Here is a 24,655-nt window from a genome sequence, read left to right on the forward strand (position 1 = left end):
GGTCGTCAACTGGTTTACACTTCGGCTGCCACGTCGCAACCCTGGCGCTTCACGCGTAGTGGGCTGGCACTGACAGCGAGTGCTGACTGCCTGGGGTCATCGGGTGCCTAGGCGGGTTCCGCAGGAAGGACACCATCTGATTTCGATGCCCAGCCAGGCTTGGTCCGATGACAGGTCGTGGTGCAGTGTGCAGGACTGCCGGGCGAGGTGGATGCGGATGGTGTCGATGATGAACTCTGCCCGCTGCACTGGCGTCGTCCCGTATCGCTCGACATCGATGGTGCCCGAGGCGATTACGTCGCCCACCTCCAGCTCGCGCTCGTGGTATTGGGTCACACCATGGCTGTCAGTCCCGGCCAGAGTTCGTACAAAGCGACCGCTTGGCCGCAGATCGAGCTCGAGGCGCCATTCGCCGTGGCGTTCACGGAAGTAGAAACTGTGGCCATCCACGTCGCCGCTCCATTGCTCGGGCACCAGGCCGCCGTGGTCGTCGACGGTGACTCCCTGCTGTGCAGCGAGCCATGCCTGCAATTCGGCTTCAGCGGCCTGCTGTTCAGCTTTGATCTGCTGGCCTTCTGGTGATCTCCAGAACGCGTTGATGTCATCGAGCCAATCGTGAAACGCGCGCCTGCGCTGCTCGGGTGTGCGCGCACATACGCAGTCGAATCCGTAGTCGTGCAGATCACTTTCGGGCAGGCGGGGGTGGCACGAACACCGGCATGGGTTGCCGCTGTCGATGTAGCGCCAGTCCGTCAGCGCGTTAAGTGCCAGCTCGGCCAGCGCTCCGGGTTGCGCTGAGCCGTGCAGATCGAACACCGCGGTCAGGTGCTCGCGATAACGCCGGCGCGCCTCGGCGCGGGCATGTTCAATCTGTTTCCGGTACTCGGCGGCACCGGGTGGCAATGTCAACTTGAACTGGCCCCGGTGTGACGGCCGGATTTGGCCCCGGCCCAGGGTTCGGGTGGTTAGCCCCAGAAGATGCCGGTGGGGTCTTTGTCGATTTCGGTGAGCAGGTCGGCGATGCGGGCTGAGGGGTCGAGCAGGTCGTAGCGGTGGAATCGTTGGTGGCGGTCACGCCAGTAGAGGGTCCAGGTTTTGTTGGTAGCGGTGTAGCGCAGTCGGGCGATCGGGAAGCTGATCCAGTCCGGGCCGAAGTCGTCACGCCAAGGCGGGCGATGCTCGGTGATGGTCAGATACCTGGACGCTACCTCGCATTCCAGGCGTACTTCGTGGCGCGCGTCGTCGGGAACCCTTGCCGCGCACCAGCGTTGCACGCGTGCGACGTCAAGTTCGGGCAGTGCCATTCTGATTACCAGCGGGGTTGGCCGGCGGCGGTGGTGAGGTGGTCGTAGGCGTTGTCGAGTTGTCGTTGGCGGCGGCGGTTGGGTTCGTGGTTGGCTTCGGCGGCCAGGGAATCTATCAGTTCGTTGAGTTCGGTGTCGGTGACCGTGAGGTGCAATTCGTTGCCGTGGGCGTGGATGGCGAAAACTGCTCTGTGGCAGTCATGGTCGAGGAACGGCAGGGTCCGCAGGATTGCCGCGGTGTCGGCATCGACGAGGACATTCTGGACGGGTTCGGCCGCGCTCAACTGCTGGCGACGCAGGTCGTAGATCGAGGTGGCCCAGTTGCTGATGGTGCCGTCGTCATCGCAGTGGCTGCAGCACCAGTTGATGGGGTGATCGGGTTGGGTCCAGCTCACGACGATGCGGCCGGGGCAGGCACGGTGGGCTGGCCGGCGCCGGCACGGCAGGGCGGTTTCCCATCGGGTGTGAGCGTCGCCGGCCGAGGCTGCGGCGACAATCGCGCTTAGGTGTTCGGCGAGCTTGCGGGCCGGGCCCGGGGTGTCGGGTCCCACGTCGAGGAAGTGGTGCAGATCGGCGACCAACATGACCTGGTCACTGTAGCCGCCGCAGGGTGTAGGCGCGGGTCAGCTGCGGGTGGACTCAGTGGCTGTGCTGGTGCGTCTTTTGCGGGCATGGGCCAGCCGGTAGGAGGTGGTTCCGGTTTCGATGATCTGTCCGGCGAAGGTCAACCGGTCGACGATCGCCGCGCACAACCGCGGGTCGGTGAATGTCTTGGTCCAGGCCGAGAACGGTTCGTTGGAGGCGATCGCCACGGCAGAGCGTTCTTCGCGTTCGGTGAGCACCTGGAACAACAGTTCGGCGCCGCGGCGATCCAATTGCAGATAGCCCAGCTCATCGATCAGCAGCAGATCGACCCGCCCGTAGCGGGTGATCAGTTTGCTCAGCTGGGCGTCGTCGGCGGCTTCGACGAGTTCGTTGACCAGCTTGCTGGCCAGGGTGTAGCGGACCCGGTAGCCGGATTCGGCGGCCAGGGTCCCCAGGCCGATCAGCAGGTGGCTCTTGCCGGTCCCGGAGTCCCCGATCAAGCACAGCGGTTCACCGGCCTTGACCCAGCCGCAGGTGCGCAAGGTTCCAATGACAGCCGGGTTGATCGCCGGGTTGGCCTCAAAGTTGAACTCCTCGAGCCGTTTTGGTCGGGGAAATCCCGCGTCGTGCACGCGGCGTGCGGCGCGGCGCCGATCCCGGTCGTCACACTCGGCGATCACCAACTCCGACAAGAACCCCAGATAGGACTGCTGCTCGCGTTCGGCGGCCGCGGCGATCTCGGCGAAGCGGTCACGGATCGTGGGCAGCCGCAACATTCGGCAGCCCTGCTCGATGGCCGAGACCGCGGCTTGCTCGGTGACATTGCGTCGCGCAATACTCATGACGTTTCCCGGCCCAGCAAGGTGTCGTACTGGTCGACCGAGGGCAGCGCACGCGCATCGAGCAGACGGCGCTCGGCTAGCACCAGGACCTGCCCACCGTGAGCGGGCCCGCCCGCGGGGTCGGTGTCGCTGCCGCGACGGCGTCGTTCGGCGGCTTTGCGTGCTTCCAACGCGACCACATCGGCATTGGTGGCATCCACCGACAGTGCGGCGGCGATCCCGGCGAGCACATCGGCGTGGTCGAGACGGCGATGCAGCAGCAACACCTCCACCAGCGCCCGGGTACCGGCCGCATCGCCGTGAGCCCGCCGCGCTGCCGCCCACCAGGCGTCGTGCTCGGCGGTGAACACCTTGGCCGCCCGGGCTTGCAGCAAGGCGGTGGCCCCAGGCAGAGCGCCGGGTTTGCGGGCCAGGATCTCCAGGTAGTGATCCAATTCCAGCACCTTGGTGCCCTTGCCGACCGCCCGCGGATGCCGTGCGACCACGCTGGTGCGGTCATAGACGGTGACGTGGGAGGCCGACAGTTTGACCCGGAGCCGATGGCCGATGAACCGGGCCGGCACCGAGTACTGATTGCAGCGCACCATGATCTGGGCGTAGCGGTCCACCCGCGGGGTCAACGTCAACGCCGTATCGAACGGTTCACCGGGGATCGGCTGCAACGCCAGCTTCTCGGTCTGCCAGTCCTGCCCAACAGTGTTGGCGCGGTTGGCGATCCGACGCCGATCATCAGCATCATCAGCCGCAGCCAGCATCTCGTTGAGCTCGTCGATCGACTCGACCTTCGGCATCGGCACGCAATGGGTGCGGCGAAACCGCCCGCCTTCGCCTTCCACGCCGCCCTTCTCGTGACTGCCGTCGTGACCGGGCTGGCAGTACCAGGCTTCGAAACCGTAGTGCGAACGAAACGCGATCCAGCGTTCGTTCTCCTGACGAGAACGCCCAAACAGCACCTGCTTGACCGCGCTGTTGAGGTTGTCGTAGCGGATCTTGTCGACCGGTACGCCGCCGAGCCGGTCGAATCCGTACACGTGACCTTCCAGGAAGGCCTCCTGGCCCTGGGTCGCGAACGCCCGATGGGCCGCCCGCCCCGAGAACGACAACCGCATTGTGAACAGCGCGGTCTTGGTCTTCACCCCGGCCAGCACCACCCACAGATCATGGAAGTCGACCTCGGCTTCAGCGCCGGGCCGATACGTCTGCGGCACGAACCCCGCCTCCAACGCCCGGCCCGCTTCCGCGGCGATCTGCGGGCGCCGCTTGCGGACATGATCACGCACCGTCGAATACGACAACCCGGTCGCATCGTATTCATCGACCAGACGCGCCAAAACCCTTCGGGCGGTGTGACGTTGCTTCTTCGGGGCGTCCAGATCCGAGCGCAGCATCTCATCAATAGCGGCCTTGAACGGCTCAAGCCGCGGTGCCACCCGCGCCGGAACTTTGCGTGCCGGCGGCACCGCCGAGGCCAACGCCTGACGCACCGTGCGCCGGTGCACCCGATGCTTATCGGCCAGCGCCCGGATCGACAACCCCTCAAGCCGATGATCCCGGCGGATCGCCGCGAACTGCTCCACCTTCGACCTCACCCTCCAGACCCTCACCTTCATCACCACGCGATCCAGGCCATCCGGAACGCACGCGATCACCGTCAGGTGGGGCCAATCCACGTCGTCATAACCAACGCGGCGTGTCGTGAAGACGGAGCCAAATCAGACCGTCAAAACAGCACACCCGCGACCACACAGGTGGAGCCACTTCAAACCGTCCACCCGGGGCCAAGTCAGGCTGTCACAGCCAACCGGGAATATGGGAGAAGTCGACTACATTCACCTCCGGTTGTACATCCATGCTGTGGCGCGCGCCAAGGGGTCACCGTGTCGTCACATTAATGTCGGGCCAAGCGCTGGTTGACATCGAACCGCGGACAAAGAAATAGACTCCTGGCCGGGCGCCGACTCACACCTCCCGAGCGCTGAACCGAAACGATGTAACCTGGACGTAGGGCGAAAAGTGTTTTGTCTTGCTCTGTTTCGTGGGACGTCCACCCAACCGCCGCTTCCTCCAACACAATTGCACGGTGTTCGGTGAAGGGGTTGTCCCAGTATTGAATTGATGCAGTACTTCGACGGCGTAACAAGTGGGAGCCAGCCCTCCCCGGCGCTAGAGGCAATAGCACTTGGTAGGCAGCCTTGCTGCTGGGGTGTGAAATTTCCGGCGGCGAGCCATTGCTGCCAGCCGTGGTGTGCCACATCCACCTCCGTCACGCTTGCGCTAGCCACGTGCGCACCAAGCAGTCCGCGATAGCGCTGGGTGGGCCTGGAAGCGGCAATTCGGGGCGTCTGATCGGCGGTGAACCGCCCCTAGCGCGGCCGGATCCTCACCTTCTGTCCGACTCTTTAGGTCAGCCGGCAGACCAGACCCACCAAACCCAGTGTAGCACTAGTAGTGCTACAGGTCCGCTCGTCTACGTGGCTGTGCACCCTGAGCCCTGGACAGGGGGACCGGCACTAGCGAGCAGCGGGCCCGCGGCATCGCCGGCAACGCGTGGTGTCGTCCCGCATGTGTTGACCTGAATTGGGTTTTGGGTCGCGAATATGCACGCAACTTCGTCAACCGGAATCCAGCATCACTTCATCGGACGCCTGGACCGCCTTTTGCGCTCTGGCGCCAATTTAGGCACGGTAAGCAGATCAGTGACAGGCACATCGAGGGCCTCTGCGAGGTCAAAGAGCCGCTCATAGAGCAGTCCACGGCGGCCGAACTCGACATCGATCAACACATTGCGTGTCACACCCGAGTGCAGTGCGAGGACTTCCTGCGTCATGCCGCGTTGGACGCGGAGCTCGCGAATGTTGCGCCCGACTATTTCTCGCCAACGTTCCCATTGGGCAACCCGCTCTGGGTTGTTTTGACTCGGGCGTGTGGGCACGCTCTCAGGTAATCGGGGAGCCCTACCGATGTCTGCCCTACTAGTAGTACATTCATTTGGTGTCGGCGGCATGCTCCCCGCCTCGTGTACTAGGCGCTAGTCCGATTCGGACTCTTCCCGTGCGCCTTAGGCCGCTGCCGGGAGAGGCACTGGATTCCTGGCTGGAGGCACTCGCGGCGCGTGCCGACACGACGTGGGGCGACATGACCGCAGCGGTGGGCCTCGGCGGACATGACCTGCCCGACAATGGGATCGCTCGGCGGGGCTGGCTTGTCGTGCTTGCACCGAGGCAGCGGGAGGCGCTAAGCCTGGCTACCGGGGTCGAAACGTCCTTGATCGAGGCTATGACGCTCGAGCGGTTTAGCGGACGATCGCCGAACGACCCCGCCGGCCGAGCCGCGAGCCCACCGCTGCGCTGGCTGCATTCGTATGTTTCGCGCTTCTGCCCCGACTGCCTTGCTGAGACGGCCGGTCGCTGGCAGTCGTGGTGGCGACTCAAATGGGCGTTCGCCTGCCCGCAACACCTCTGCCTTCTGGTCGACGCCTGCCCTAGCTGCCATGGCGTGCAACGTCATCGAGATCTACCTGCCGGCCTCATCCCGACCCTGGGGCAGTGTGCGCGAAAAGCCCCCACCGGCCGCGGCCGCAGCCTCGACCGATGCGCTGCCCGGCTTTCGGAAGCGCCAGTTGTCCGACTTCCGATCGGCCACCCCGCACTACACGCCCAACGCGTGATTCTCGACGCCACGCTGACCGACCATGTGTCATCCGGCATCTACACCCGTGAACCAGTCCCGGCCGCGGTATTCCTGAACGATGTGCGCGCCGTGGGTCGACGAGTGCTGGTCTACGCCGACACAGATGATTTGCGTCATTACCTGCCGGACGACTTGGTCGCGCTGGTCCGCGGCTCTATCGCGTCCGCTTCTGCGACGCCACCACAACCGGATAAACCGCGATCGGTGTGGGCGTCGGCGCCCATCGCGGCAGCCACCACCACCGCCGCCCTGACCGTACTGGGCACCTCCACCATCGCTGATGCCGGAGAGCGACTGCGCGATCTCGTTGCGCACTGTCGTAATCGCGGGCTTAGCGTGTCAGCCTCCAACATCGGGTGGGGACATGGAGTCAGCCAAACCCTGATCGGCGTCCAATTACACGCGCTGGCACCATTTCTCGGTCCCACCGGCCAGCTACGCCACAGATTATCGACCCAGCGACCAACACGACCGGATAGTTCGCGCGCACCCTCTGTTGAGGACGCTATTCCAGCGCTGTTGTGGCCGCGACTGGCTCTACACTTCGTGTGCCCTCACAGTGGCGACACGCCATTGCGTTCGGCTCTCGCGGCGGCGGTCAGCATCGTCGGGACGCGGATGTCCCTAGCACAGGCAGCCAACCGCCTGGGCTCGGCCACGACGGGCCCCGCGACATCGCGGATTCTGCAAATACTGCATGCCGACCCGCACTGGCCGGCAATGCAGGCCGCCCTCACTGGCCTGGCTGACTATCTGCAGGAGAATTCAACGCCCATCAACTATGCACGCCGGCGAACACTAGACTTCAGCGGCCTGCTAGTTGACGCCGAATGGACAAAGATTTGTCGGACGACAGGCACACCGCAGGGACGCGGCGTGAAGCTCCGCGTCGCGCGCTGCTGGCTGTATGAACGACTCAGCGGCTCACCGGCGGTCATGTGTCTGGATGCGCTCAATACAATCGACTTCAGGGGCAAACTGCTTGGCTTCTCGCGCCATCTGACCCCAGGGCTCCTCGGTCAACTCGATGCGGCGGCCCGCAGGTTCCTCGACCGCCACCAACTCAGCGGGGAACCGCTCACCTGGTGTCCGCCAACAGCGATCATCGAGAATCTGGATCTGCCGGGCAAAGGTCCGGCCACGGTCAACACCGGTGAACTACGCCGCTTAATACGTGAGGAGCACTTGGGCATTTACCAAGCGGCCGATCGGCTGGACACCGCTCCTTCGACGATTCGGTATGCGTTAGAAACCTCGCCTCTGCCCCTGTGCCTGAACGGCGCCGAACGTCGCGCCCGCGGAACCGTGTCGGCTCAAGCCCGCGCCACCTTGACGCAGGACAAATTCATCGACCTCTATCACATCCAACGTCGTAGCCTTCGCGATATCGCGCAGTTAATTGGCACTTCCCGCCAGACGATCTCTCGACTGGCGCATGAATATGAAATACCGTTAAGGCCCGCACGTCGACCACGGCGGGCAAGGCGGATTCAATCGGTCCGGTCCACCTTCTAGGAGAACTTGCATCAGCGCGACTACTGCGGCCCTCACCCTCACCTCGGCATACCTCGATTAGCTACAACGGATAGAAGACCGCCGGTGCATCATGTGTCCTACCTCAAGTGTCTGAAATGCAGTTGCTACGTGAGCGCCCAGCGGCGTCGATGCCATGGGGAGCGTCTTGCTGACTCTTAAGGACAACTGCCCGCCAAAGCCCTTTTCTAGCAGGCGTATCCAACTTAGCCAGTCGATGACACCGAACCTCGTGGCGTGTCTCGACCGATCGGCTACGTAATTTTTGGAAAGACACGGGTGTGGCGAAGAGCCTCTATGCTGCCACCCACCCGACGAACTCCTTTCCAGTTGACCTGCGATGATCGACTGCCGCCAGCGACTCGAACGAGGGTCCGCCGGGCCAACCCAGCGCTGCCCCGCGGGCAATCAACAGCGCCGCGTGCCTGACCAGGGTTCCCCGTCCCCGCAGGACCCGCGGCTGCTCGAGATCACGGTGTCACATTGACATCACACCATCGGTCCACCGGGCGCCTCGCGGTCATGATTGCGATCTAGGATTCTGCGCAGTCGACGGCGTGCGAGGCTTACGAAGCCCTTGCGGGACGGGCGGTACTCCGGTCGCCGGTTTCGGCCCTGCCGGGTACCCGCCCTTCTTCTCACCGCGAGCGCCCCCGATGGCCTCCTCGGACCGCCGGCCGCCGTCGGCCTGATTCAAGTCATGCGCCATTGTCCCGTGCCTCTCACCACCTGCACCCAAGTTTACGAATACCCTTCCGAGCCATGACCAGCTCGTCAGCGCCCCGCAAAAAAGCCACCGCTTGCTTGATCATCCGCAGTTCCTCACCTCTGTCAAGGAAGCTGACGCTAGAGGGAGATCTGTAGGCCCCGCGCATATTTCGGCTGCAGCGACCGACCGCGTCCAGGTAAACGTCCAGCGAAAGGGCCGCCCTGGGTTGTTTGGCTCGGACGCGTAGGAACACTCTCAGGTAATCGGCGAGGACCGAATGGTCTGCCCTACTAGTAGGATATTAGTCTGGTGCTGGGCCACGCTTAACGCTCGGTGCACTTAGTGCTAGGCCAATCGATCTCCTCACCTGCGCTGGCACGCCATGGCGAGGTGACGTGCTGGATTACGGAGTGGATACCTTCGCCACTAGTGCCGAGACGGCATAAGGCAACGTGAGCGCCGCGGTCGATCGGCAGTCCTGATCTGGCCGGCACAGGGTCGCCAGCCATACTGCCGCGTCGTCCTTGAGTCACAGTTGAGGACGATGACACTCGGCATGGTGCACGAGTCGGTCGATCATCGCGGCGGCTACGCCGTCGTCGCCGAACACTTCACCCCAGCGGCCAAACGGTTTGTTGGAGATGACAATCAGGCCAGCCCGCTCATAGTGGGACCAGCTAGAACAACGGGTTGGCCAGTTCGGGGTCGAACGGGATGTAGCCGACTTCACCGACGACGAGCAATGGATAGCGGCACAATTGGACGAGGTCTTGCTGGAGCGGTGCGTGGTAGGCCACGGCCAATCGAGCAACCCATTCGACCGCGCTGACGACCAGACGCGCGTGGCCGGCCTGGCGGGCGCGGATTGCGACACAGGAGCCAGGTGCATTGTGCTGGTGTCCGATGACTGAGGAAGACCACGCTGTTTTGGCGACAGCGAAGTCCGGGTGCATAACTCGGCGATCAGATCGCGTTAAGGCGACGTGCGCACGCGAAGTTGCACTCCTCCAACGACTTTCGGGAAGTAATGTGGGCTGAGTGTATGCGGCCCTCACCGTCGCGGGAATGGCGACCGGAGACCTCACGCTGCAAGCAGGCCACCAGGAACTCTCATGTGCCCATGGTTTGGTGCAAGCGCGATCAGCCGGGCCGTCTGGCTGCTTCGCGCAAGGTCGTGGGTATGTCGGGTCGTTTGTTGGGCGGTCCCTAACTTAACTTCATGGCTTATCGTCTGCCGCAACATTTCTGGGCCCGCGCCTCCTGTGGGGATCGTGGCACATGGCGATGCCGTATATCTTGGCCCTTCGATACAAAGTGGAAATGTCCACCCCGAGTTGTTGAGCCATATCGGTGATGGGCCGCTGTTTTTCGACGTACTCTCGATAGATCCAGTCGCGTTCATCGGGGAGCCTGAAACGGGAACTGCGTACCTGAATCTCATATTTCCGGGCCAAGTCTGATACGGCTTGTGGTTGGACTCCGATGCGGGTTGCTATCACCTTGATCGGCAACCGATCCTGCACGTGCAGGCGAATGAGCTCTGATTCAGGCAACTGGGATTGCGCGTACTCGAACTGCGTTTGGTCGCGAATCCACGTGCGCGTCGGACGTGGCGGTGGTGAAGATTCCAGCAGATAGCGTAGCACCGCGATGGACACACCAAAGCGAGATGCCACCTCCGTCATTGATGCGGACGTATCAGTGACTGCCTCATGCAATTCGGCGATCGAGATCGCCGCCGGATTTGGTCCAGGAAGTACAAGATCTGCAATGATGGATTGTGGCGGTGACCATGTGACCGGCTCGCCGAACACGTTGTGCTGCTCGAGAAACCGTGCGCCCGCGTCGTCCAGTTCCTCAATCACCTCGGACGTGAACATTGCCACGACTTTGGATCGCAGGCGCGCAGCACGAGGAATGTCTGCAGCAAACGGTGAGCGGCTGACTGGCTGCATACTTATTCGTTCGAATAACCACGATCGCGCGAGTTCGCCAGTCTGCGCGCGGGGACGACGTCCGAGATCATTTTCGTCGCAGATCTGGGTCCAGCGCTCAGGAGGAAGTAGCCCTCGGTAGTCGAGCTGCCGCCGTCGCTGATAGTCAATCGGACTGGGATGTTCACTTAGGTAATCAGCAAGTCGGATCAACGCGACCGAAACGTTTGTCCACAGCGGATGGCCATGAAGACTCGCTAGAATGTGCCAGCTTGTTGGGTCCATTGGCCGCGAGCCCAGACGGCGCGCCGCGGTTGGCATTGAGAGCTGGCGCCCGGTGCTGAGCAGCAGCAGCGACAACAGCGGTCGCATAAGTCTGGGAGGATGGTTTCCGACGGTCAATCGAAAAGACCAATCGCGCCACAGGCAGGTGGGGATGCCACGTAGCACCGCCTCGGTGAATTGGCGGGGGTAGCACGGGAATGCGGCCGCAGTGCGGTATCGCAATTGTTCGTTAGGGGCTAAAGAATTGGCGAGGGCTTTGAGCTGCACGGCGTGCATTACCGGACTCACCCCTCCGAACCGTAGGGCTGACGGTTTTACGATCCGTCCGGATGCTTGACCGCTTTTGAAGATCGGGCGAAGTCGAGCGCTGGCATCTTCGATCGTTGCACACCCGACTACGTTGAGGGCCAGTTCGATTCCGAGTCCGGTAGTTGACGCAGATGCACGCGCCGCAAAGGACGTTGGAAAGCTGCGCGAGCTGGGATCGACTTCCGCGAGCGATTCGGTAATCGAATCGAGCTGGCGAGGGCCTAGAAGATCATGAACGTCCTCGGCGCGCGCCATGGATAGGATCCGCGCCGCTAGCATGTGTAGGTCCCTGAGCACTTGCAGGCTCGATGTGGGCGCCTCGCCATAGACGCCGAAGGTAATCAACTTGGTTGCCAGGACCTGGGATAAACGAGTCTGAGTCCTCGCCAGCGGATGATGAGGCCTTAATGTGGTAGTCACGGCCTCCAATAAATTTCCGTGGCAGCGCTGTGGCTCGCCGCCATGCTTGGCATTCATGCCACATTGACCAAGTTGCGGAACTTCATGCATTGACAGCCACCGGGGCCTCACGGACTGGGACTGTCCACATTGTGGGCAGGTGTCAGCGAGAGTGCATGAGTGCTCTTCGCAGGTGAACACCCAAGGAAGGCGCCACGACAGTTGCCACCGGCCGCCCGATGCGCGTAGGCATAGGGGACAAAATCGCGATCGTTTGGGGGATCGCTTGGGGAATCGATTCGGCGTCCATGGCGACTATAGGCATCCAGTGACACCGTCGATGGTAAGCAGATGCCCGTCGTAACGACTCAGCGTGAGCGCTTCGACCGTTGCCTGCCAGGTATCTGTCGCGGCGGCGATCGCCGCGGCCTCATCTGGGTTGAGGTACACCGTGAGGTCGGGACGATGTAGACACAGGGGTTTGGTTGGTGGCGCGACCGCGGTGAGAAGATCGCCCCACCATGTGTCGAGCCGCTGCGCAACCGCTCCCAGCCATGACTCCAAGGCTTCACCGGGCAACGGCGCAACTCTAATTGGCAGCGTTCGTGGCCTCATCGGTCGCTGTCGTCGACGCTAAGACGCGTGGGCTTGCCGCGTGGGCCGGGTGGTTAGGCGGCGGGTCCGAAATGCCACCGCGAGTTCCTGCCGGGCCTTTTCCGCGGCGCTGTCGATCTTGATTGTGTCGAACAACTTCTGGCTCAACGCTTCTGCGCCGGTGCGAATCGCCTTGGCGCATCCGCGTCGGATGAGTTCCATCAGCGATCCGATGTGTCCGGTGCTTCGTATGAACAGGTAGTCCGAAAGGTCGACAGCGAGCATGCCGGGCCGTTTTGAACCCAACACGAGGCGCTCCTCGATGGTGGCCAACAGGGCGCGCCACTGGCGGCGTCCCTGTTCGGTGTCGACGTGGTACGGAAGCATTTCCAGCATGGTGGTGCGGCGAGTGGTCTGTTCGAGGACGATGTCCTTGTAGCCGGCGCCGTCGATGTTGCAGTGGAGGTCTTCCATCAACAGGCCGCGATCTCCCAAACCGATCCCGATCGACAACAGGGTCATCGGGAACTCATTGGCGATGTATTTGAAGTGGTTGCTGATCTCCACTCCCCCGCTTCGCTGCCAGTGCAAAAAATGCAGATCATCGATAATGAGCAGTCTTGTCTCGCAACTCAATACGAGGTCTAGAGCTCTCTTGCCGAACTCTTCAGTAGTACCGCGACGACTGCGATCCGGATGAGCATAGAAGTCGCACAACGCGGCGTTGAAGTCTTTCATGCTGGTGTTGCCACGCATGCCGATGCGGCATACCGGCCATCGCTCGTTGCCGGCACGAGTGAAGTCACCATGACGCCGCACCTCTCGGCAATGAAAGTCTTTGGCGAAGGCTTCCACCGCCCAGGTCTTGCCCAACCCCGGATAGCCGTCCAGGGCAACAGCGCCTTTGGCGTGGTTTCCGTCCTGAGTACTACCGTCCATGATGTCCCACAGGTCCTCGTGCAGCGCGGCGAGCTGCGGGGTTTTCAACGGCCCGATGTTGTTGTGCCAGTCGGCGCGCTGCTGACTATAGATGTCGGCGGCGGCCTCACTAAGACGGCGGATCTGCGCCCTCGACAAAGTTTCCGGCCTTTTACGTTTCGGCGCCTCGACATAAGCGCGCCAGCCCTCCTTGCGGGACAGCGTCATATTGTCGAGGTTGGACGACTTTGCCCGACGCTGGGCGGTAGAGGTGGTCATACATCCTCCAGGATTTCGTCGTAGAAATGGCCGTCATCGACGGTGAAGTCTTCGTCGAGTTCGTCGACGAACATGCCGGCGTCATCCACGCAAGGCTCGGGAGCGTTGTGAACCCGTGTGCCCGCCGGGAGTTCGGGAACACTGATGCTCATCTGGACGTCAAGCTCTAGGGTGGATTGTTGTCGTGAGAGGCGCAGTGCCGCACGGCGTTCGGCCATGGTGTGGCCTTGGCTGAGTTTGCGTCGCGCTAAGAGTTCGGCCAGTGCCAACTTGTCGTCAAAATAGCGGTGCTTGGCTTTGGCAACCTTGCGCGCGAAGTCCAGCCCGTCTTGGTTCATGGGACCATCGCAGACGTCTGCTTCGGTCCAGCGCAGAGCGTGCCACTGGCGGGTGTTCTTTAGGTCGAAGAAGTACACTGACGGCGCTCATCGAAAATCCCCGGCTGTGCTCGCCGAAATTCCTCACCTGTGAGCAGCGGTCAGTGTAGTTGTTGGCGGGTGCCGGTGGTGGTTCGGCGCAGGGTTTCTGCGGCGGCGTGGTGGTCACGTAGCCGGTAGGACTCGCCGTCGAGGTTGATGACCACGGAGCGGTGCAGCAGGCGGTCGAGCATGGCAGCGGCCACGGTGGTGTCGCCGAGGATCTCTCCCCATGCACCCACCCCGCGGTTGGTGGTGATCACGATGCTGGTCTTCAAATACCGTTGGGAGACAACCTGAAACAACGCCGAAGCAGCTTCGGCGGGCAGTGGAAGGTAGCCGAGTTCATCGATCACCAGCAGGGTCGGGCCGGCGAAGAAGCGCATGGTGGTGGCCCAGCGTCCCTCGATCGCGGCGCGGTGGCAGCGGGCGGCCAGATCGGCGGCGGTGGTGAAGTACGTCCGGTATCCGGCATGGGCTGCGGCCCTGGCCAACCCGACGGACAGGTGCGTCTTGCCGGTGCCGGGCGGGCCGATGAGCAGGATGTTGGTCGCTGATTCCAGATAGCGGCAGGTGCCCAGCTCGTCGATGAGCTTGCGGTCGATCCCGGCGGCAGCATCGACGTCGAAGTCGGCCAGGGTGGCTGGGGTGGGCAAGCAGGCGAACCGCAGCCGCCCGGCCAGTCGGCGGGCGGTGGAGGCTTCGACCTCGACGGCCAGCAGCCGCTCCAAGGCAACGGTCAGCGACAGCCCCTCAGCGGTGGCCTGGTCGAGCACGGCAGGTAGGGCTTCAGCGGCCGCGGCCAGTTTGAGCTCGGCCAGATGCGAGCGTAGCTGCTGATAGCGGCTCGCCGCCGCCGACGGCGATTCCTCGGTCGTGGTGGTGGTCTTACCGGTGCGCGGTGTGGGGGTCATTGGATGGTCCTGTTCTGGGCGGCCCGCTCGTAAGCGGACAGATCGATGACGGTGGAGTCGGTTGACGGAGTCGACGTTTCAATTGCGGTGGCGGATGGCTGCTTGAGTGCAAGCAGTTGCGCGGCAGCGGCTTTGGCCGCCGGGCCGGGTGGGATGCGTTCCTTGCGGCGGTGCGCCCGTCCGGTGGTCGCGGTGGCGATCGCCGCGGCGTCCAGGGCGATGACATGGCCGTTGTCGCGCACCATGACGCCGAGCCCGTCGGCGGCCATCCGGTGCCTGGCAACCACGATCCCACTGGCGGTGGCGATGTCGCAGAACTGACCGCCGACCGGATGCGACACCACCACGTTGGCGGCGGCCAGCTCCGGGGGCACCGAGTAGCGGTTACCGCGGTAGGACACCATCGCTTGGCGCGATGCGGTGCGGGCCTCGGAAACGATCACCGGATACGCCTGCGCCGGTATTGGTTGTAGTGGCTCCGTTTCGGCCACCACGGCGACCGAGCAGCGGCCATCAGCGGTGGCCCGCAGCCTCGTGTCACCACGCACCCGGGCGAAGCGATCCAGGTTCGCCTGGGCCGCCTCGACGGTGACGTCGTCGGCCAGGGTACGCCACCAGCGTTGCGCGGCGGTGTGATTGACCTTCTCCACCACGCCCTTGCGGTTGCCGCGCCGCGGCGGGCAGATCGCCACCGAGACGCCATAGTGCTTGGCCACCCCGGCGAACGAGGAGCTCACCCGGCCGCTACCGGGATCGCAGACCGTGGCCATCCGGTCGAACCGCCACACCCGCGAGACGCCGCCCAGACCGCGGGTGACGCGGTCCAGGCCGGCGACCAGGTGGGGTTGGTCCTCGCTCGGCGATAGATAGCCGCGCCACTTGCCCGAATGGGCCAGCGAGCCGACCAGCAGGTGTGCGGTCTTGCCCCAGCCCCACGATTCCGGCGGATCGGGCAATTCCAGCCAGTCCCATTGAGTTTCATCACCCGGTGCATGGGGGATCACCGCGTTCGGACGCTGCGTGGCCGTCCGGCACGCCTCACAGACGGGCCGCAGATTCCGGGTCCGGATGTTGCGGGTCAGGCTCTGATACGACAGCCCGAACCCGAGGTCCTCGAGTTCGTCGAACAGGGTGCGGGCCCACAGGTGCGGGTCCTCGGTCAGCCTGGCGGTGACGTAGTCGATGAACGGATCAAACGGGTCCGGGTCGGGCCGGGCGCGGACCCCGGGTGCGCCGTCACCGGCCAGATACTTGCGGACCGTCTTGCGGTCGAAGCCGGTGTGGCGGGCGATCGCCGAGATCGACCAACCACGTTTGCGTAGGGCATGTACTTCCACATCGTCCTCCCATGTGAGCATGAGAAAGCGGGCCTCCTTCGGTGGAGCTACTGGCGTCAGACACCAGCAGCTTCGAGGGAGGCCCGCCCTTCTCGGCGGAGCCACACGGGTGGGGAATTTCGATGAGCGTCAATGGGGAATTTCAGTGAGCGCGGTCAACACCTGCCGCACATCGTCGGGATCGACGTGGATGGGCCACTGTCCTTTGCGGTTCTTGTATGGGCTCTTTTCGCGGGCGTGATATCCGATGAGGCCAGGACCCCGGTAAACGCGGTGGTCGATCTCGATGCCATAGTGCTGGATGGTGCGCCACTTCACCTGCAAGAACTGGTAAGCCAGGCACGGGTCTCGCGGTGCTTCGATGTATCCGGCACGGGCGATGCCATGTTCGAACATCTGCACCGGGGATAGCCGCAATGCCCACAAGCCCGGCTCCCCGATCCCATCGTGGGGTCGGCGGTGATACACCGTGGCCACCCATTCGCGCAGGAGCGCTTCGAGTTCATCGATGAAAAAGAAAGCGTCTTGTTCGGGCGCTACCCCGCGCGAATACACGTCTGGCCCTTTGTATCCGGGCAGTTCCTGCAGAAACCCCTCCCGAATAGTCCTGAAAAACCGTTCTAATGGGCCCTTGTCATAGCCGACGCGCACCCGGGCGGGCTGAATCGATATGCCCATCTGTCGGCACGCGCTGGTCAGATGCTCACCGACATAGATCTTTCCGTGATCGACTACAACGGTCTCGGGAACAATTGCCGGCGTCGCCGCGAACACACTTTTGGGATCCACGACCTCGCGCTCAACAAGCACCGAGCGCGGTATGCCATGCGGCGGCCACGCCGCCTCAGTGGGCCAGTCCCGGCCCGCCGGCGTGGGGCGAAAACACTGATACAGCACCGACGCGGCATCGATCGCCTTCGTCGACACCGGAGTCAGCCGCAACCCAGTGATACACCGGGAATACCAATCCATCCCCACGGTGAGATCCACCCCCACCCAACGCAGCGTGTGTGGGTCCATCGCGAACACATCCAGATGGGTTGTGTCCATTAACAAGTACTCACCGGGGCGCGTGGGATGCATCTTCCCGTACGGCAGTACGGGACGTGCGGCGACGTCTCGGTTGCGTTTAGTGCTGTGGGTAAAAATCGGATACAAACGATCGAGCTTCTCTAGGATCCGGTAAGCCGTCGTCTTGGATGGAAGCCGCACGGCGCCGGCCCCGTAGGTGGCAATCAGGCGTGCCTTCGCGTGGGCGACCACGTAGCCTCGCGTCGGTCTGGACAGGTCGGTGTGTTCACGCATGACGTCCAGTGCGGCTTGCTCGAATAACTCGAAGGTTTTGCTACCGAGTGCCGGTTGCAGTGCTTTGGCCGAAAGCAATCCGACTTCGCCCTCAGTCTCGTAGCGGCTGACCCAACGTTCGAAAGTTCGCATTCCGATGCCGAGCTCTCTTGCCTTGGCCGTCATGCGATCTTGTTTGGGCAGCTTTATCGTATAGCGGGGACGCGGCTCGCCGGGTAAAGCTGTCAATGCGCACCCGGACTTATAACCTGTCAGCGCCTCACGCACATGCGCGGCGCGCTCACGCGCCTGTCTGCGAACCGACTCGGGAACAGCCGACCACTTCACCGACGCAACATCACCCCCGGTCTCAGCGACCTCAATGACTAGGTCCTCGCTGAGCAGACGCGCCCTATCGGAGTACATCAGCTCATCAAGGGCGAATCGGCGCACCGCCTGAGACCGCAAGTCGCGCGTCACCACTTCCGGTATCCCGCCGACGAGATGTGTCTCGACGACTTCGACCAGCTCTCCTTCGTAGGTGAACCGCGTTCCCACACCTATTCGCACACCCGCGCGTTTCATCGAGGTGCCTCCAACACAGTTGATGGACGAAGTGGCACGTCGAGATCCGCGCAGTATTCGTGCCGCCACAACAGATGCATCAACGCCGGGCGGACCAGCTGATGCGGATACCCGTCGACGGTCTGTTCGGCATCAGCGATCGAGATGCCACTGAATCGCACTAGGCCGCAACGTATCTCATCCAAGAGGGATCGATTGATCAGCCAGTCACGGCGATAACCAGCCAGGAAACGCACGTTGGACAAGCGGATTCGGGGCGGTTCATGCACCACCCGATACGACCAACCCAACGATTCCACAATTTGACGGGTCCAGCTGCACAACAATACGACCTTCGGCTGAATCATCCGCTCGCTGCGGATGACATCGACCACTACCGGACCGGAGTCACTGTCCCACAAGTAGTCCGGAATGTGTTTCCGCACATGCCCATCTACCTCAACGGACATCAGAAATGGTTGAGCGACAATGTGACGTACCGCGGGATCAAAATCAGCCAGCAGCAGATTCGCCAACTCCAACCGCGACTCATAGACGACGTGGTCACACTGAGTAGCAGACCAATAGGTTCCCGAATAATGGCGCTGCCCGAAATACCAACGAAAAGTACGCCAAGGGGCCGCACAAAACAGCGCAGCGGGTGACACCCGCTCGGCAAGTACCGACCGCTCTTCCCCCACCGCAGGCCGATAGGCAATGGCCGCGGTATTCAGGTCGACAGTAGGCTCGAGCGACACCGTGATGCTCCGAACACCACACGCGCTGCCAAACGGCACTCGGCACCACAACCGGCGTTCTGTGGCAATCATCGGAAACTTTGCGGCGAATTACAAGACTTCCTCACATCTGAGCACGGCGTGGGACGCATCCAGCACACACTCGCAACCAGCCGAATCGGCGCGCCCGTCGAATCGTTGCAGTGCACCAGCTTGTCGATCACAGGACACTCGGGCAGTTGATCGGCGAACCGCCAGCGCCCTAAATCCACTACCCGCCGGTTGCCATCGACATCGTGCCAAAGCTCGAATAGCAATAATTCGCAGTAATTTGGAATCGAGAGTCCTCATTCGACGGGGCCGCGCGTCGGGTCGCCTGGATAATCGTCATTATCCATGAAATGCACGGACGTCATCTGACGCAGTGGCACCACGCGCGATCGGGGCTGGCTTGCGTTACTGGTGGCACGATCTCGTACTTGGTCTGGAACTGCGGGGCCGCCGCAGTCGGGTATGCGAGGGCTTGCAGGACCTGCCGGGCATCGTGGATGCAGCCGACGATGGTCCAGGCATCGGTGAACATTCGCACGCGGGCACTGTGATTCATGGATCGCGCGGCCTGGTCGCCGTGGGTTAGAGCGGTGAGTCTGATTGCGTCGTAGCTAGTTTCGACGGCGTCGGCGCAATCGACCAAGGTCTCGATGAGCACGGCCTGCTCGGGCGCGAAGCCTGTTGGGAGTTGCCGCAAGAAGGCGTCGTCCGCGAGCATCGGCTAGGGCTCTAGCGGCAATCTGAGCAGAGAGGGTGTCAGGTTTTCCGGAGCAGCACCCCAGTCGGCTGCGAGTCGATCGAACCGTTGCCCCGCGCCCTCGACGCTGACATGCACGGACTTGTGTATCGCTCCATCGGCCGGGCAAGCGACTTCGAGGAGGAACACATGTGTCGGTTCTTGGGCCGGCTGCTGCCCTTGAGCCAGCATTGAGCCCATGTCCACGACACCGCCTTCGCCTGTGCCACTGAGCATCTTCACGGCGACCACCCTATCGGCACCGAGCGGTGGACGCCCTCAGGCGTGAGCGAACACAGTGACCGCTGGTCACCGTGTTCGCTCACGTCGCCACGACGATGTCAGCAACGTGTTCAGGTAGCGTTTCGATCGCCCCGCTGTCGATGGCGAGCTTTTTGAGATTGCGCCACAAGCGGTGTCGAACGTCCGGACCGCTTTGATTCCAGAGGTTGGAGAGTCTCTCTTCAAGAGGCTCGATTTGACCGGGTCGCTGTGTGCGGACTTTCCTTGCGGGGAAATCGGTTTCGGGAAGTATGCGGTCGTGCGGAATCGCCTGGATCAGCGTGTCGTGCATCGCATTGTTCACCGAGAAGTACAGATTCATTTCGAGTGCGCGGGACAGATCACGCAGGTCGCCTGTGAACCAGTGCAGTATCAGCCCGGGATGCCTCCGGTGTTCAATTTCATCGAGAACCGCCGTTGCTCGCCCCGTGCCGTGCACAGAGATCAGCACTGGTTGATCCCTGCACGCCGCGAGGATGTCGGTGAAGACGCGTCGTCCGTCGTCAAGTGGGGTGCGGCGGTCTAAACCGACTTCTCCGATTAAGGCGAAGTGCGGGAGTAGCGCGCGGAGGCGGTCTGGGTCGTAGGCAGCGATTGCGGCGGGGATGGCTGGATGGACTCCGATTCCCCAAACGAGTTTCTCGTCTTGACGTTTGGTGACCAGTTCGGCTTCGTCGAGGTCGCGGGTTACCGCGAAGACGGTCGCACCCCCGAGGGCGGCGAGTTGGCGTTGTGTGACATCGGGTGCAATGTGAGCGTGGCAATCAAGTGCGGGCAGTTGGTGGGTTGTTGTCATGGCAGTGCCAGCATGGCGAGTTCGTCGAGACCGCGCTGTACCAAGTGCTCGGCGCGGTCGAGGTCGTATCCGGGTGGCCAAGTCCCCGCATCGATCGCGTCGGGGTCGACACCGCTGGCGATAGCGTATTTGACGGCTTCGATGTCCCCGCGGCGCGCCTCAATGAGTTTGTGCCGTTGGTCTTGGGCGATGTTGTCGAATACGTAGGTGGTGCCGTCAGGGACGTCGGCTTTGAGGAATGTCGCCCTCCGCACCATGCACGGGACACACAGTCCGCAGTTGAAGGAAGGCGGGGCTCCGAACCAGCGGCCGTCGAGCTTGCTGCACGATAAGGTGTGCGCGGCGGCCGTCTGCCACCCATCGGGCGGTGCGCTACCTGCGAGAGCAGCCATCATCTCCCCCTTCGTCATCCACTCGTATGGGTTCTCGACGGCCACGTCGATGTTCAGCGTCCGGAGGATGCCGGCGAATCGGTGCAACGTCTCCGGGTGGGTGGAGCGGGTCGAAAGTGCGCCGCCACGATTCGGGCGCAACGGGAGATTGATACTGGTGTAACCGTTCTCGGGGATAACCACCGTTCGGGCGCCGAGGCCGGTCGCGACGGCGACACCGAGGCTCATGAACATCAATGCGCGGCTGCGGCTTGACGCCTCGATGCGCTGTCCCGCCTGCGTCAGCGCGACGCGGGTGTAGGACGGCGGGGGGCTGAAGGAGCGTGCGAGCCACAGCCAGGTGCGTCGTTGCGCGGCGCGTACGGCAGTAGCGGAGTCCTTGTGCCCCGTCAAAGAGGGTGTGGGACCGGATTGCATGAGCTGCACCGCTCCCATGAAGGAATCCAGTCCTCCACTCAGTAGGCTGACCGGCCGATCGTTGCTTTCGCTTGGCCAGCGGTCCGGCAAGACAATCCGCGGCGCGGGGGTGATGGTCACGTCCCAAACGTCTCCGGTCAGCCATCCGAGGAGGTCGGCAACCACGTCGAGCACGTCGTCGCTCCACGCGTCGGGATCTAGCACTGCCACCCTGAGCGCTAGGTCGCGGCTGAATCGCACACCGCGCGCGGTGTTGCGGTCGGCCATGTAAGCACCCGCGGTCACGTGCACCAGGTCGGCGACCCGCGCCGTGGTGGCGGGCAGCGGCACGAGATTCCAGGCGAGATCGGAGATGACCGTCGACGTGGCGCCTTTCGGGCGGGAAGGCCATTCCAAGACGGTGTAGCCCGCCGCTGTGATCTCTGCAGCGCCCTTCGGTCGCACGAGATGGGCGCTGCTGGTCATGGTCGGCCCCGTAGGAGACGCAGGACGTCGGCCGACATCTGGCGGGCGAGTTGATGGAGCTGGCCGGTGGACACCTGGCCGTAGCGGGCCAGGTTGAGGCCCGCGATTTTGGCTTTGACCCACTGCCGCAGACCTTTTTCCCGCTGTCGCGATTGCGCGACGGAGGTGGCGTTCGTCAGGATCTGGTCGCGCAGTTCGATGAGGCCCAAGCGGATCGACAGTTCGCCGATGAAGTCCCGCACGGCCTCCACCGGGGACAAGGCGGCGGCCTCTGCGTTGCCGGAAACCAATGCCTTGATCTGTGCGAGGGATGCTTCCCGCATCGCCTGTTCGTCGGGGTGTCCTGCTTGGCCGATGGCGACGTCGAGGATGCGCGCGCAGCGCATCCGTGGGGTGAGCGTGTCCAGTTCATCGAGGGTGAGGCCGTATTCGGCGAGGGCGTTGGCGTCACGGTCCCGGTAGGCGGCGGCCGCGCCGATAGCGGCGCCGCCGCGGCCGGCCTGCGAGGTGATGCGCCGTCCCCCCACCGAACCGCCACCGCGCGGCCCCACTCCGCCGCCGCCTCCGCCAGCACCTCCGCCCCCGCGGCCCCCGCCGCGACGCGCAAGCACCGACCCGAGCGCCACGGGGGGAACCCTGCGTCGACGCGCGTCGGTGTCCTCACCGAGTAGGGCCGAAGCGATCGCCGAGGTCAGAGCGTCGTATGCAGCGCCGCCGTCGTCGGCTCCCGTCCCGCTCTCGGTTGTCTGGTCTGCCGCACCACCGGAGCTTCCGCCAGCATCGTCATCGCCGGACGCGGGACCCAGCCCGCCCCATTCCTCACGAACGCGTTTCCACGCGCTGGAATCGCTGCCACCGTACGCGCCGCATGTGCCCATCTAGTTTTCGAGTTCCATGCGAGCCGCGTTGCCGACCATCTCGTCGACACCGTCGTCGTTCGCGAGACGGCTGATGATGCCCGCGTATTCGGCCTTGAGCGGTGAGGCGCTCATCATGGGCGGCACTCCGGGACCCAAACGACGCAGCGCCTGATCCGCTGCGGCGGTAACGAGGTCTACCAGACTCGGTGTCGCGTCGGCCCACTTGATGACCATCTCGATGAGCACGTCGATATCGGGAAGCCGCCGGGCCTGCTGCAACGCGAATTCCATGGCGGCACGCTGCTCGGACTCGCCCAGCTGGATCAGTTCGGCCAACGCGGCGTCGCGGGCGGCCTCGCCCTCACCGAGCAGCGTGCTGACCAGCCGAATGACGTTGTCGCTCACTTGCTCTCCGGCTCCCACGTTGATCAACGACGCGGCCAGATCCAGGTAACGGTCGAGGCGCTTCGTCGCGAGAGAAGGCGGCGCGGCGGCCCAGTCGCGGGTCTCCGCGGCGATGCCGTCGGGCTTCTCAGCGTCGATGTCGGCACCGGCGGCCCACAGTTCCCATGCGCTGAGAAGGTCAGCGCGCTGCGCCGGTGGCGTGGAAGCCAACGTTTGAAACGACGAGCGGAATAGGTCCTCGAGCAGCAACATCTTGATCAACACGGCGGGTTCGATGTCGACAGAGCGGGACTTCGCCGCCAGCTGACGCACCCCGAAGGCGTTGAGGAAACGTTTGATTTGACGAGGATTGGCCAGTCTATCCGCCGACAGTCCCTGCGCCAGTTGCGTTGCCAGCGCTAACGTCGTCTCTGTCGGGCTCCACGCCAGCTCTCCGAGATCACCCAGGAGGGGTAGCAGACCCTCCTTGCGGCGGGCCGAGCACTGATCTGCAAGCGCGACCAGGTCGTCTGGGGTCGCCGCCTCAGCGGCGGCCAGAAGCAGACCGGTGTAGGCCTCCGCGTCCGAAGGCGCCAGCCGCGGCAGCGAAACGGGGATCTGAACGATCTTCTCCAGGTACCGGACCGCGAAAGCGTTGCTGCGGTTGGTTTCACCGAGGCTGACCGCGATCGATTCGCGCACCATCTCCTGGTCTGCGGCGATGACGAACACCATCTTGGGCACCGCCAGGAACAGCTTGATCGCCTCCAACGTCGCCATCACCGCCGGCGGCAGGCAACGATCCAGATCGTCGACCAGTACTACCACGCGCTGCACGTGGGGCAACCCGTCGATGAGGGTGGCGAACTGATCTTTGAATCCGGCCATCGATCGGTCATCTGTGCGCCCGCGCGGCGTGAACGCTTCAACGAGTTCGTCGACCTTCCACTGCATCGTCAACGCACCCTTGCCCAGGGTCAATCCGATGCGCGACCAGCTCAGGCGTTTGACCAGGTCCTTCACCGCGCCCGTAACCGTGCCCAGTTCGTTGAAACGGGCCTCGACCTGGTCGAGAACCTCGACGATCAGATCACCGCGTACGTCATCGTGGTTGTCGTACTGCCATGGGTCGGCGCGGACCACTAGATACTGGGGCTGCTCGCTCAGCTGCTTCTCGAGCAGATTTAGCACCGTCGACTTTCCCCCACCCCAGGGGCTGTGAACACCGATGGCCAACGGATCGATGTCCGGTGTGCCTATTGCCGCGATAATCGGCGCCACGACGGCATCGAAACCGAGGAAGTCCACCAGACTTGGGTTGTCATCCCACAACTGCAACCGCAACTCATCGGCCGTCACTGTCCGACCCTCACGGTTTCATCCATAGGTTCAAGTGTGCTTGAAATGACCACGCCTGGTGGGTGAACCGGCAAGTGTCTGCATATCGCTCGAGGAATGCGGCGCGAACGGGCGACACGACGTCGGTCATCAGGGCAACCCAGGTGTCACCTCGTCACCGACATCGGCGACACCCTCAGAGCGACCGGATTAGTGACTTTCGCTGACCGCGCACTCGACACTTCGCAGTACCTTCATATATAACCGCTGGTATCCACGAACGGGGCCTATGCGCACTCCC

Annotated in this window: 20 protein-coding genes and 3 pseudogenes; 3 read left to right on the forward strand and 20 right to left on the reverse strand. The window is 63.2% G+C overall.

The genetic code is table 11. The features are described 5' to 3' along the window. Positions 1–96: 96 nt before the first annotated feature. From QGN31_RS25820 to QGN31_RS25845, 6 genes are all read right to left on the reverse strand, one after another. Complete coding sequence (locus tag QGN31_RS25820) at positions 97–909, reverse strand: hypothetical protein (protein ID WP_326544667.1); 813 nt, start codon at positions 907–909, stop codon at positions 97–99. 56 nt (positions 910–965) lie between these two features. Next, a complete protein-coding gene (locus tag QGN31_RS25825) occupies positions 966–1,304 on the reverse strand; it encodes a DUF3024 domain-containing protein (protein WP_014941576.1) in 339 nt (112 codons plus the stop codon). Positions 1,305–1,309: 5 nt separating this feature from the next. After that, on the reverse strand, positions 1,310–1,888 hold the full coding sequence (locus QGN31_RS25830; protein ID WP_014941577.1) for a hypothetical protein: 579 nt from the start codon (positions 1,886–1,888) through the stop codon (positions 1,310–1,312). A gap of 39 nt (positions 1,889–1,927) precedes the next feature. Continuing rightward, positions 1,928–2,731 (reverse strand): IS21-like element helper ATPase IstB, encoded by an 804-nt coding sequence (gene istB, locus QGN31_RS25835; RefSeq protein WP_014941578.1) that lies wholly within the window; start codon positions 2,729–2,731, stop codon positions 1,928–1,930. Next, positions 2,728–4,320 (reverse strand): IS21 family transposase, encoded by a 1,593-nt coding sequence (gene istA, locus QGN31_RS25840; RefSeq protein WP_043955664.1) that lies wholly within the window; start codon positions 4,318–4,320, stop codon positions 2,728–2,730. The genes istB (QGN31_RS25835) and istA overlap by 4 nt, the downstream gene beginning before the upstream one ends. A 1,040-nt stretch (positions 4,321–5,360) precedes the next feature. Further along, positions 5,361–5,663, reverse strand: a complete 303-nt coding sequence (locus QGN31_RS25845; protein WP_043954221.1) for a helix-turn-helix domain-containing protein — start codon at positions 5,661–5,663, stop codon at positions 5,361–5,363. A gap of 119 nt (positions 5,664–5,782) precedes the next feature. Here QGN31_RS25845 and QGN31_RS26405 point away from each other — a divergent pair. The 3 genes and pseudogenes from QGN31_RS26405 to QGN31_RS25855 form a co-directional block, all read left to right on the forward strand. After that, positions 5,783–6,139 (forward strand): annotated as a pseudogene (locus QGN31_RS26405) (TniQ family protein); the annotation flags it as partial. An 82-nt stretch (positions 6,140–6,221) separates the two neighbouring features. Continuing rightward, positions 6,222–6,398, forward strand: a complete 177-nt coding sequence (locus QGN31_RS25850; RefSeq protein ID WP_233425299.1) for a hypothetical protein — start codon at positions 6,222–6,224, stop codon at positions 6,396–6,398. Then, a complete protein-coding gene (locus QGN31_RS25855) occupies positions 6,395–7,936 on the forward strand; it encodes a hypothetical protein (RefSeq protein ID WP_233425298.1) in 1,542 nt (513 codons plus the stop codon). The genes QGN31_RS25850 and QGN31_RS25855 overlap by 4 nt, the downstream gene beginning before the upstream one ends. A gap of 1,277 nt (positions 7,937–9,213) precedes the next feature. Here the strand turns inward: QGN31_RS25855 and QGN31_RS25860 are convergent. The 14 genes and pseudogenes from QGN31_RS25860 to QGN31_RS25925 form a co-directional block, all read right to left on the reverse strand. Beyond that, a pseudogene (locus tag QGN31_RS25860) lies at positions 9,214–9,808 on the reverse strand (ATP-binding protein); the annotation flags it as partial. Between the two features lie 72 nt (positions 9,809–9,880). After that, entirely contained in the window at positions 9,881–11,668 is a 1,788-nt protein-coding gene (locus tag QGN31_RS25865; protein WP_233425347.1) for a hypothetical protein, read from the reverse strand. Positions 11,669–11,818: 150 nt separating this feature from the next. Continuing rightward, positions 11,819–12,205 (reverse strand): annotated as a pseudogene (locus tag QGN31_RS25870) (TniQ family protein); the annotation flags it as partial. A gap of 18 nt (positions 12,206–12,223) precedes the next feature. Then, the gene (locus QGN31_RS25875; protein ID WP_043954217.1) at positions 12,224–13,381 is read right to left on the reverse strand and encodes an AAA family ATPase; all 1,158 of its coding nucleotides are present in this window, start codon (positions 13,379–13,381) and stop codon (positions 12,224–12,226) included. After that, positions 13,378–13,797, reverse strand: coding sequence for a hypothetical protein (locus QGN31_RS25880; protein WP_043954216.1), 420 nt, complete (start codon positions 13,795–13,797; stop codon positions 13,378–13,380). Before QGN31_RS25880 ends, QGN31_RS25875 begins: the two co-directional genes overlap by 4 nt. 62 nt (positions 13,798–13,859) lie before the next feature. Then, positions 13,860–14,711, reverse strand: a complete 852-nt coding sequence (istB, locus tag QGN31_RS25885) for an IS21-like element helper ATPase IstB (protein ID WP_014941758.1) — start codon at positions 14,709–14,711, stop codon at positions 13,860–13,862. Then, entirely contained in the window at positions 14,708–16,069 is a 1,362-nt protein-coding gene (locus tag QGN31_RS25890; protein ID WP_014940946.1) for a Mu transposase domain-containing protein, read from the reverse strand. Before QGN31_RS25890 ends, istB (QGN31_RS25885) begins: the two co-directional genes overlap by 4 nt. A gap of 108 nt (positions 16,070–16,177) precedes the next feature. Further along, entirely contained in the window at positions 16,178–17,917 is a 1,740-nt protein-coding gene (locus QGN31_RS25895; protein WP_202321301.1) for a DDE-type integrase/transposase/recombinase, read from the reverse strand. Continuing rightward, positions 17,914–18,654 carry a TnsA-like heteromeric transposase endonuclease subunit gene (locus QGN31_RS25900; protein ID WP_233425297.1) on the reverse strand — a complete coding sequence of 247 codons (741 nt, stop codon included), beginning with the start codon at positions 18,652–18,654 and terminating at the stop codon, positions 17,914–17,916. Before QGN31_RS25900 ends, QGN31_RS25895 begins: the two co-directional genes overlap by 4 nt. A 391-nt stretch (positions 18,655–19,045) precedes the next feature. Then, positions 19,046–19,402, reverse strand: coding sequence for a hypothetical protein (locus QGN31_RS25905; protein ID WP_014940943.1), 357 nt, complete (start codon positions 19,400–19,402; stop codon positions 19,046–19,048). A 340-nt stretch (positions 19,403–19,742) separates the two neighbouring features. Continuing rightward, complete coding sequence (locus tag QGN31_RS25910; RefSeq protein WP_043954212.1) at positions 19,743–20,498, reverse strand: TatD family hydrolase; 756 nt, start codon at positions 20,496–20,498, stop codon at positions 19,743–19,745. Next, positions 20,495–21,772 carry a queuosine biosynthesis protein queC gene (locus QGN31_RS25915; RefSeq protein WP_083862972.1) on the reverse strand — a complete coding sequence of 426 codons (1,278 nt, stop codon included), beginning with the start codon at positions 21,770–21,772 and terminating at the stop codon, positions 20,495–20,497. The genes QGN31_RS25910 and QGN31_RS25915 overlap by 4 nt, the downstream gene beginning before the upstream one ends. Then, positions 21,769–22,398, reverse strand: a complete 630-nt coding sequence (locus QGN31_RS25920) for a hypothetical protein (RefSeq protein WP_158020461.1) — start codon at positions 22,396–22,398, stop codon at positions 21,769–21,771. The genes QGN31_RS25915 and QGN31_RS25920 overlap by 4 nt, the downstream gene beginning before the upstream one ends. A gap of 252 nt (positions 22,399–22,650) precedes the next feature. Further along, positions 22,651–24,375 (reverse strand): KAP family P-loop NTPase fold protein, encoded by a 1,725-nt coding sequence (locus QGN31_RS25925; RefSeq protein ID WP_014940939.1) that lies wholly within the window; start codon positions 24,373–24,375, stop codon positions 22,651–22,653. Between the last annotated feature and the right edge of the window lie 280 nt (positions 24,376–24,655).

The sequence above is a fragment of the Mycobacterium sp. 2-64 genome, from assembly GCF_035918375.1.
GTDB classification, from domain to species: Bacteria; Actinomycetota; Actinomycetes; order Mycobacteriales; family Mycobacteriaceae; genus Mycobacterium; species Mycobacterium intracellulare.

Excerpts from the sequence above, each read along its gene's own strand:
- QGN31_RS25825 (WP_014941576.1), bottom strand. The coding sequence starts at position 1,304 with ATGGCACTGCCCGAACTTGACGTCGCACGCGTGCAACGCTGGTGCGCG.
- QGN31_RS25830 (WP_014941577.1), bottom strand. The coding sequence starts at position 1,888 with ATGTTGGTCGCCGATCTGCACCACTTCCTCGACGTGGGACCCGACACC.
- istB (WP_014941578.1), bottom strand. The coding sequence starts at position 2,731 with ATGAGTATTGCGCGACGCAATGTCACCGAGCAAGCCGCGGTCTCGGCC.
- QGN31_RS25850 (WP_233425299.1), top strand. The coding sequence starts at position 6,222 with ATGGCGTGCAACGTCATCGAGATCTACCTGCCGGCCTCATCCCGACCC.
- QGN31_RS25865 (WP_233425347.1), bottom strand. The coding sequence starts at position 11,668 with ATGAATGCCAAGCATGGCGGCGAGCCACAGCGCTGCCACGGAAATTTA.
- QGN31_RS25875 (WP_043954217.1), bottom strand. The coding sequence starts at position 13,381 with ATGACCACCTCTACCGCCCAGCGTCGGGCAAAGTCGTCCAACCTCGAC.
- istB (WP_014941758.1), bottom strand. The coding sequence starts at position 14,711 with ATGACCCCCACACCGCGCACCGGTAAGACCACCACCACGACCGAGGAA.
- QGN31_RS25890 (WP_014940946.1), bottom strand. The coding sequence starts at position 16,069 with ATGCTCACATGGGAGGACGATGTGGAAGTACATGCCCTACGCAAACGT.
- QGN31_RS25895 (WP_202321301.1), bottom strand. The coding sequence starts at position 17,917 with ATGAAACGCGCGGGTGTGCGAATAGGTGTGGGAACGCGGTTCACCTAC.
- QGN31_RS25905 (WP_014940943.1), bottom strand. The coding sequence starts at position 19,402 with ATGCTCGCGGACGACGCCTTCTTGCGGCAACTCCCAACAGGCTTCGCG.
- QGN31_RS25910 (WP_043954212.1), bottom strand. The coding sequence starts at position 20,498 with ATGACAACAACCCACCAACTGCCCGCACTTGATTGCCACGCTCACATT.
- QGN31_RS25915 (WP_083862972.1), bottom strand. The coding sequence starts at position 21,772 with ATGACCAGCAGCGCCCATCTCGTGCGACCGAAGGGCGCTGCAGAGATC.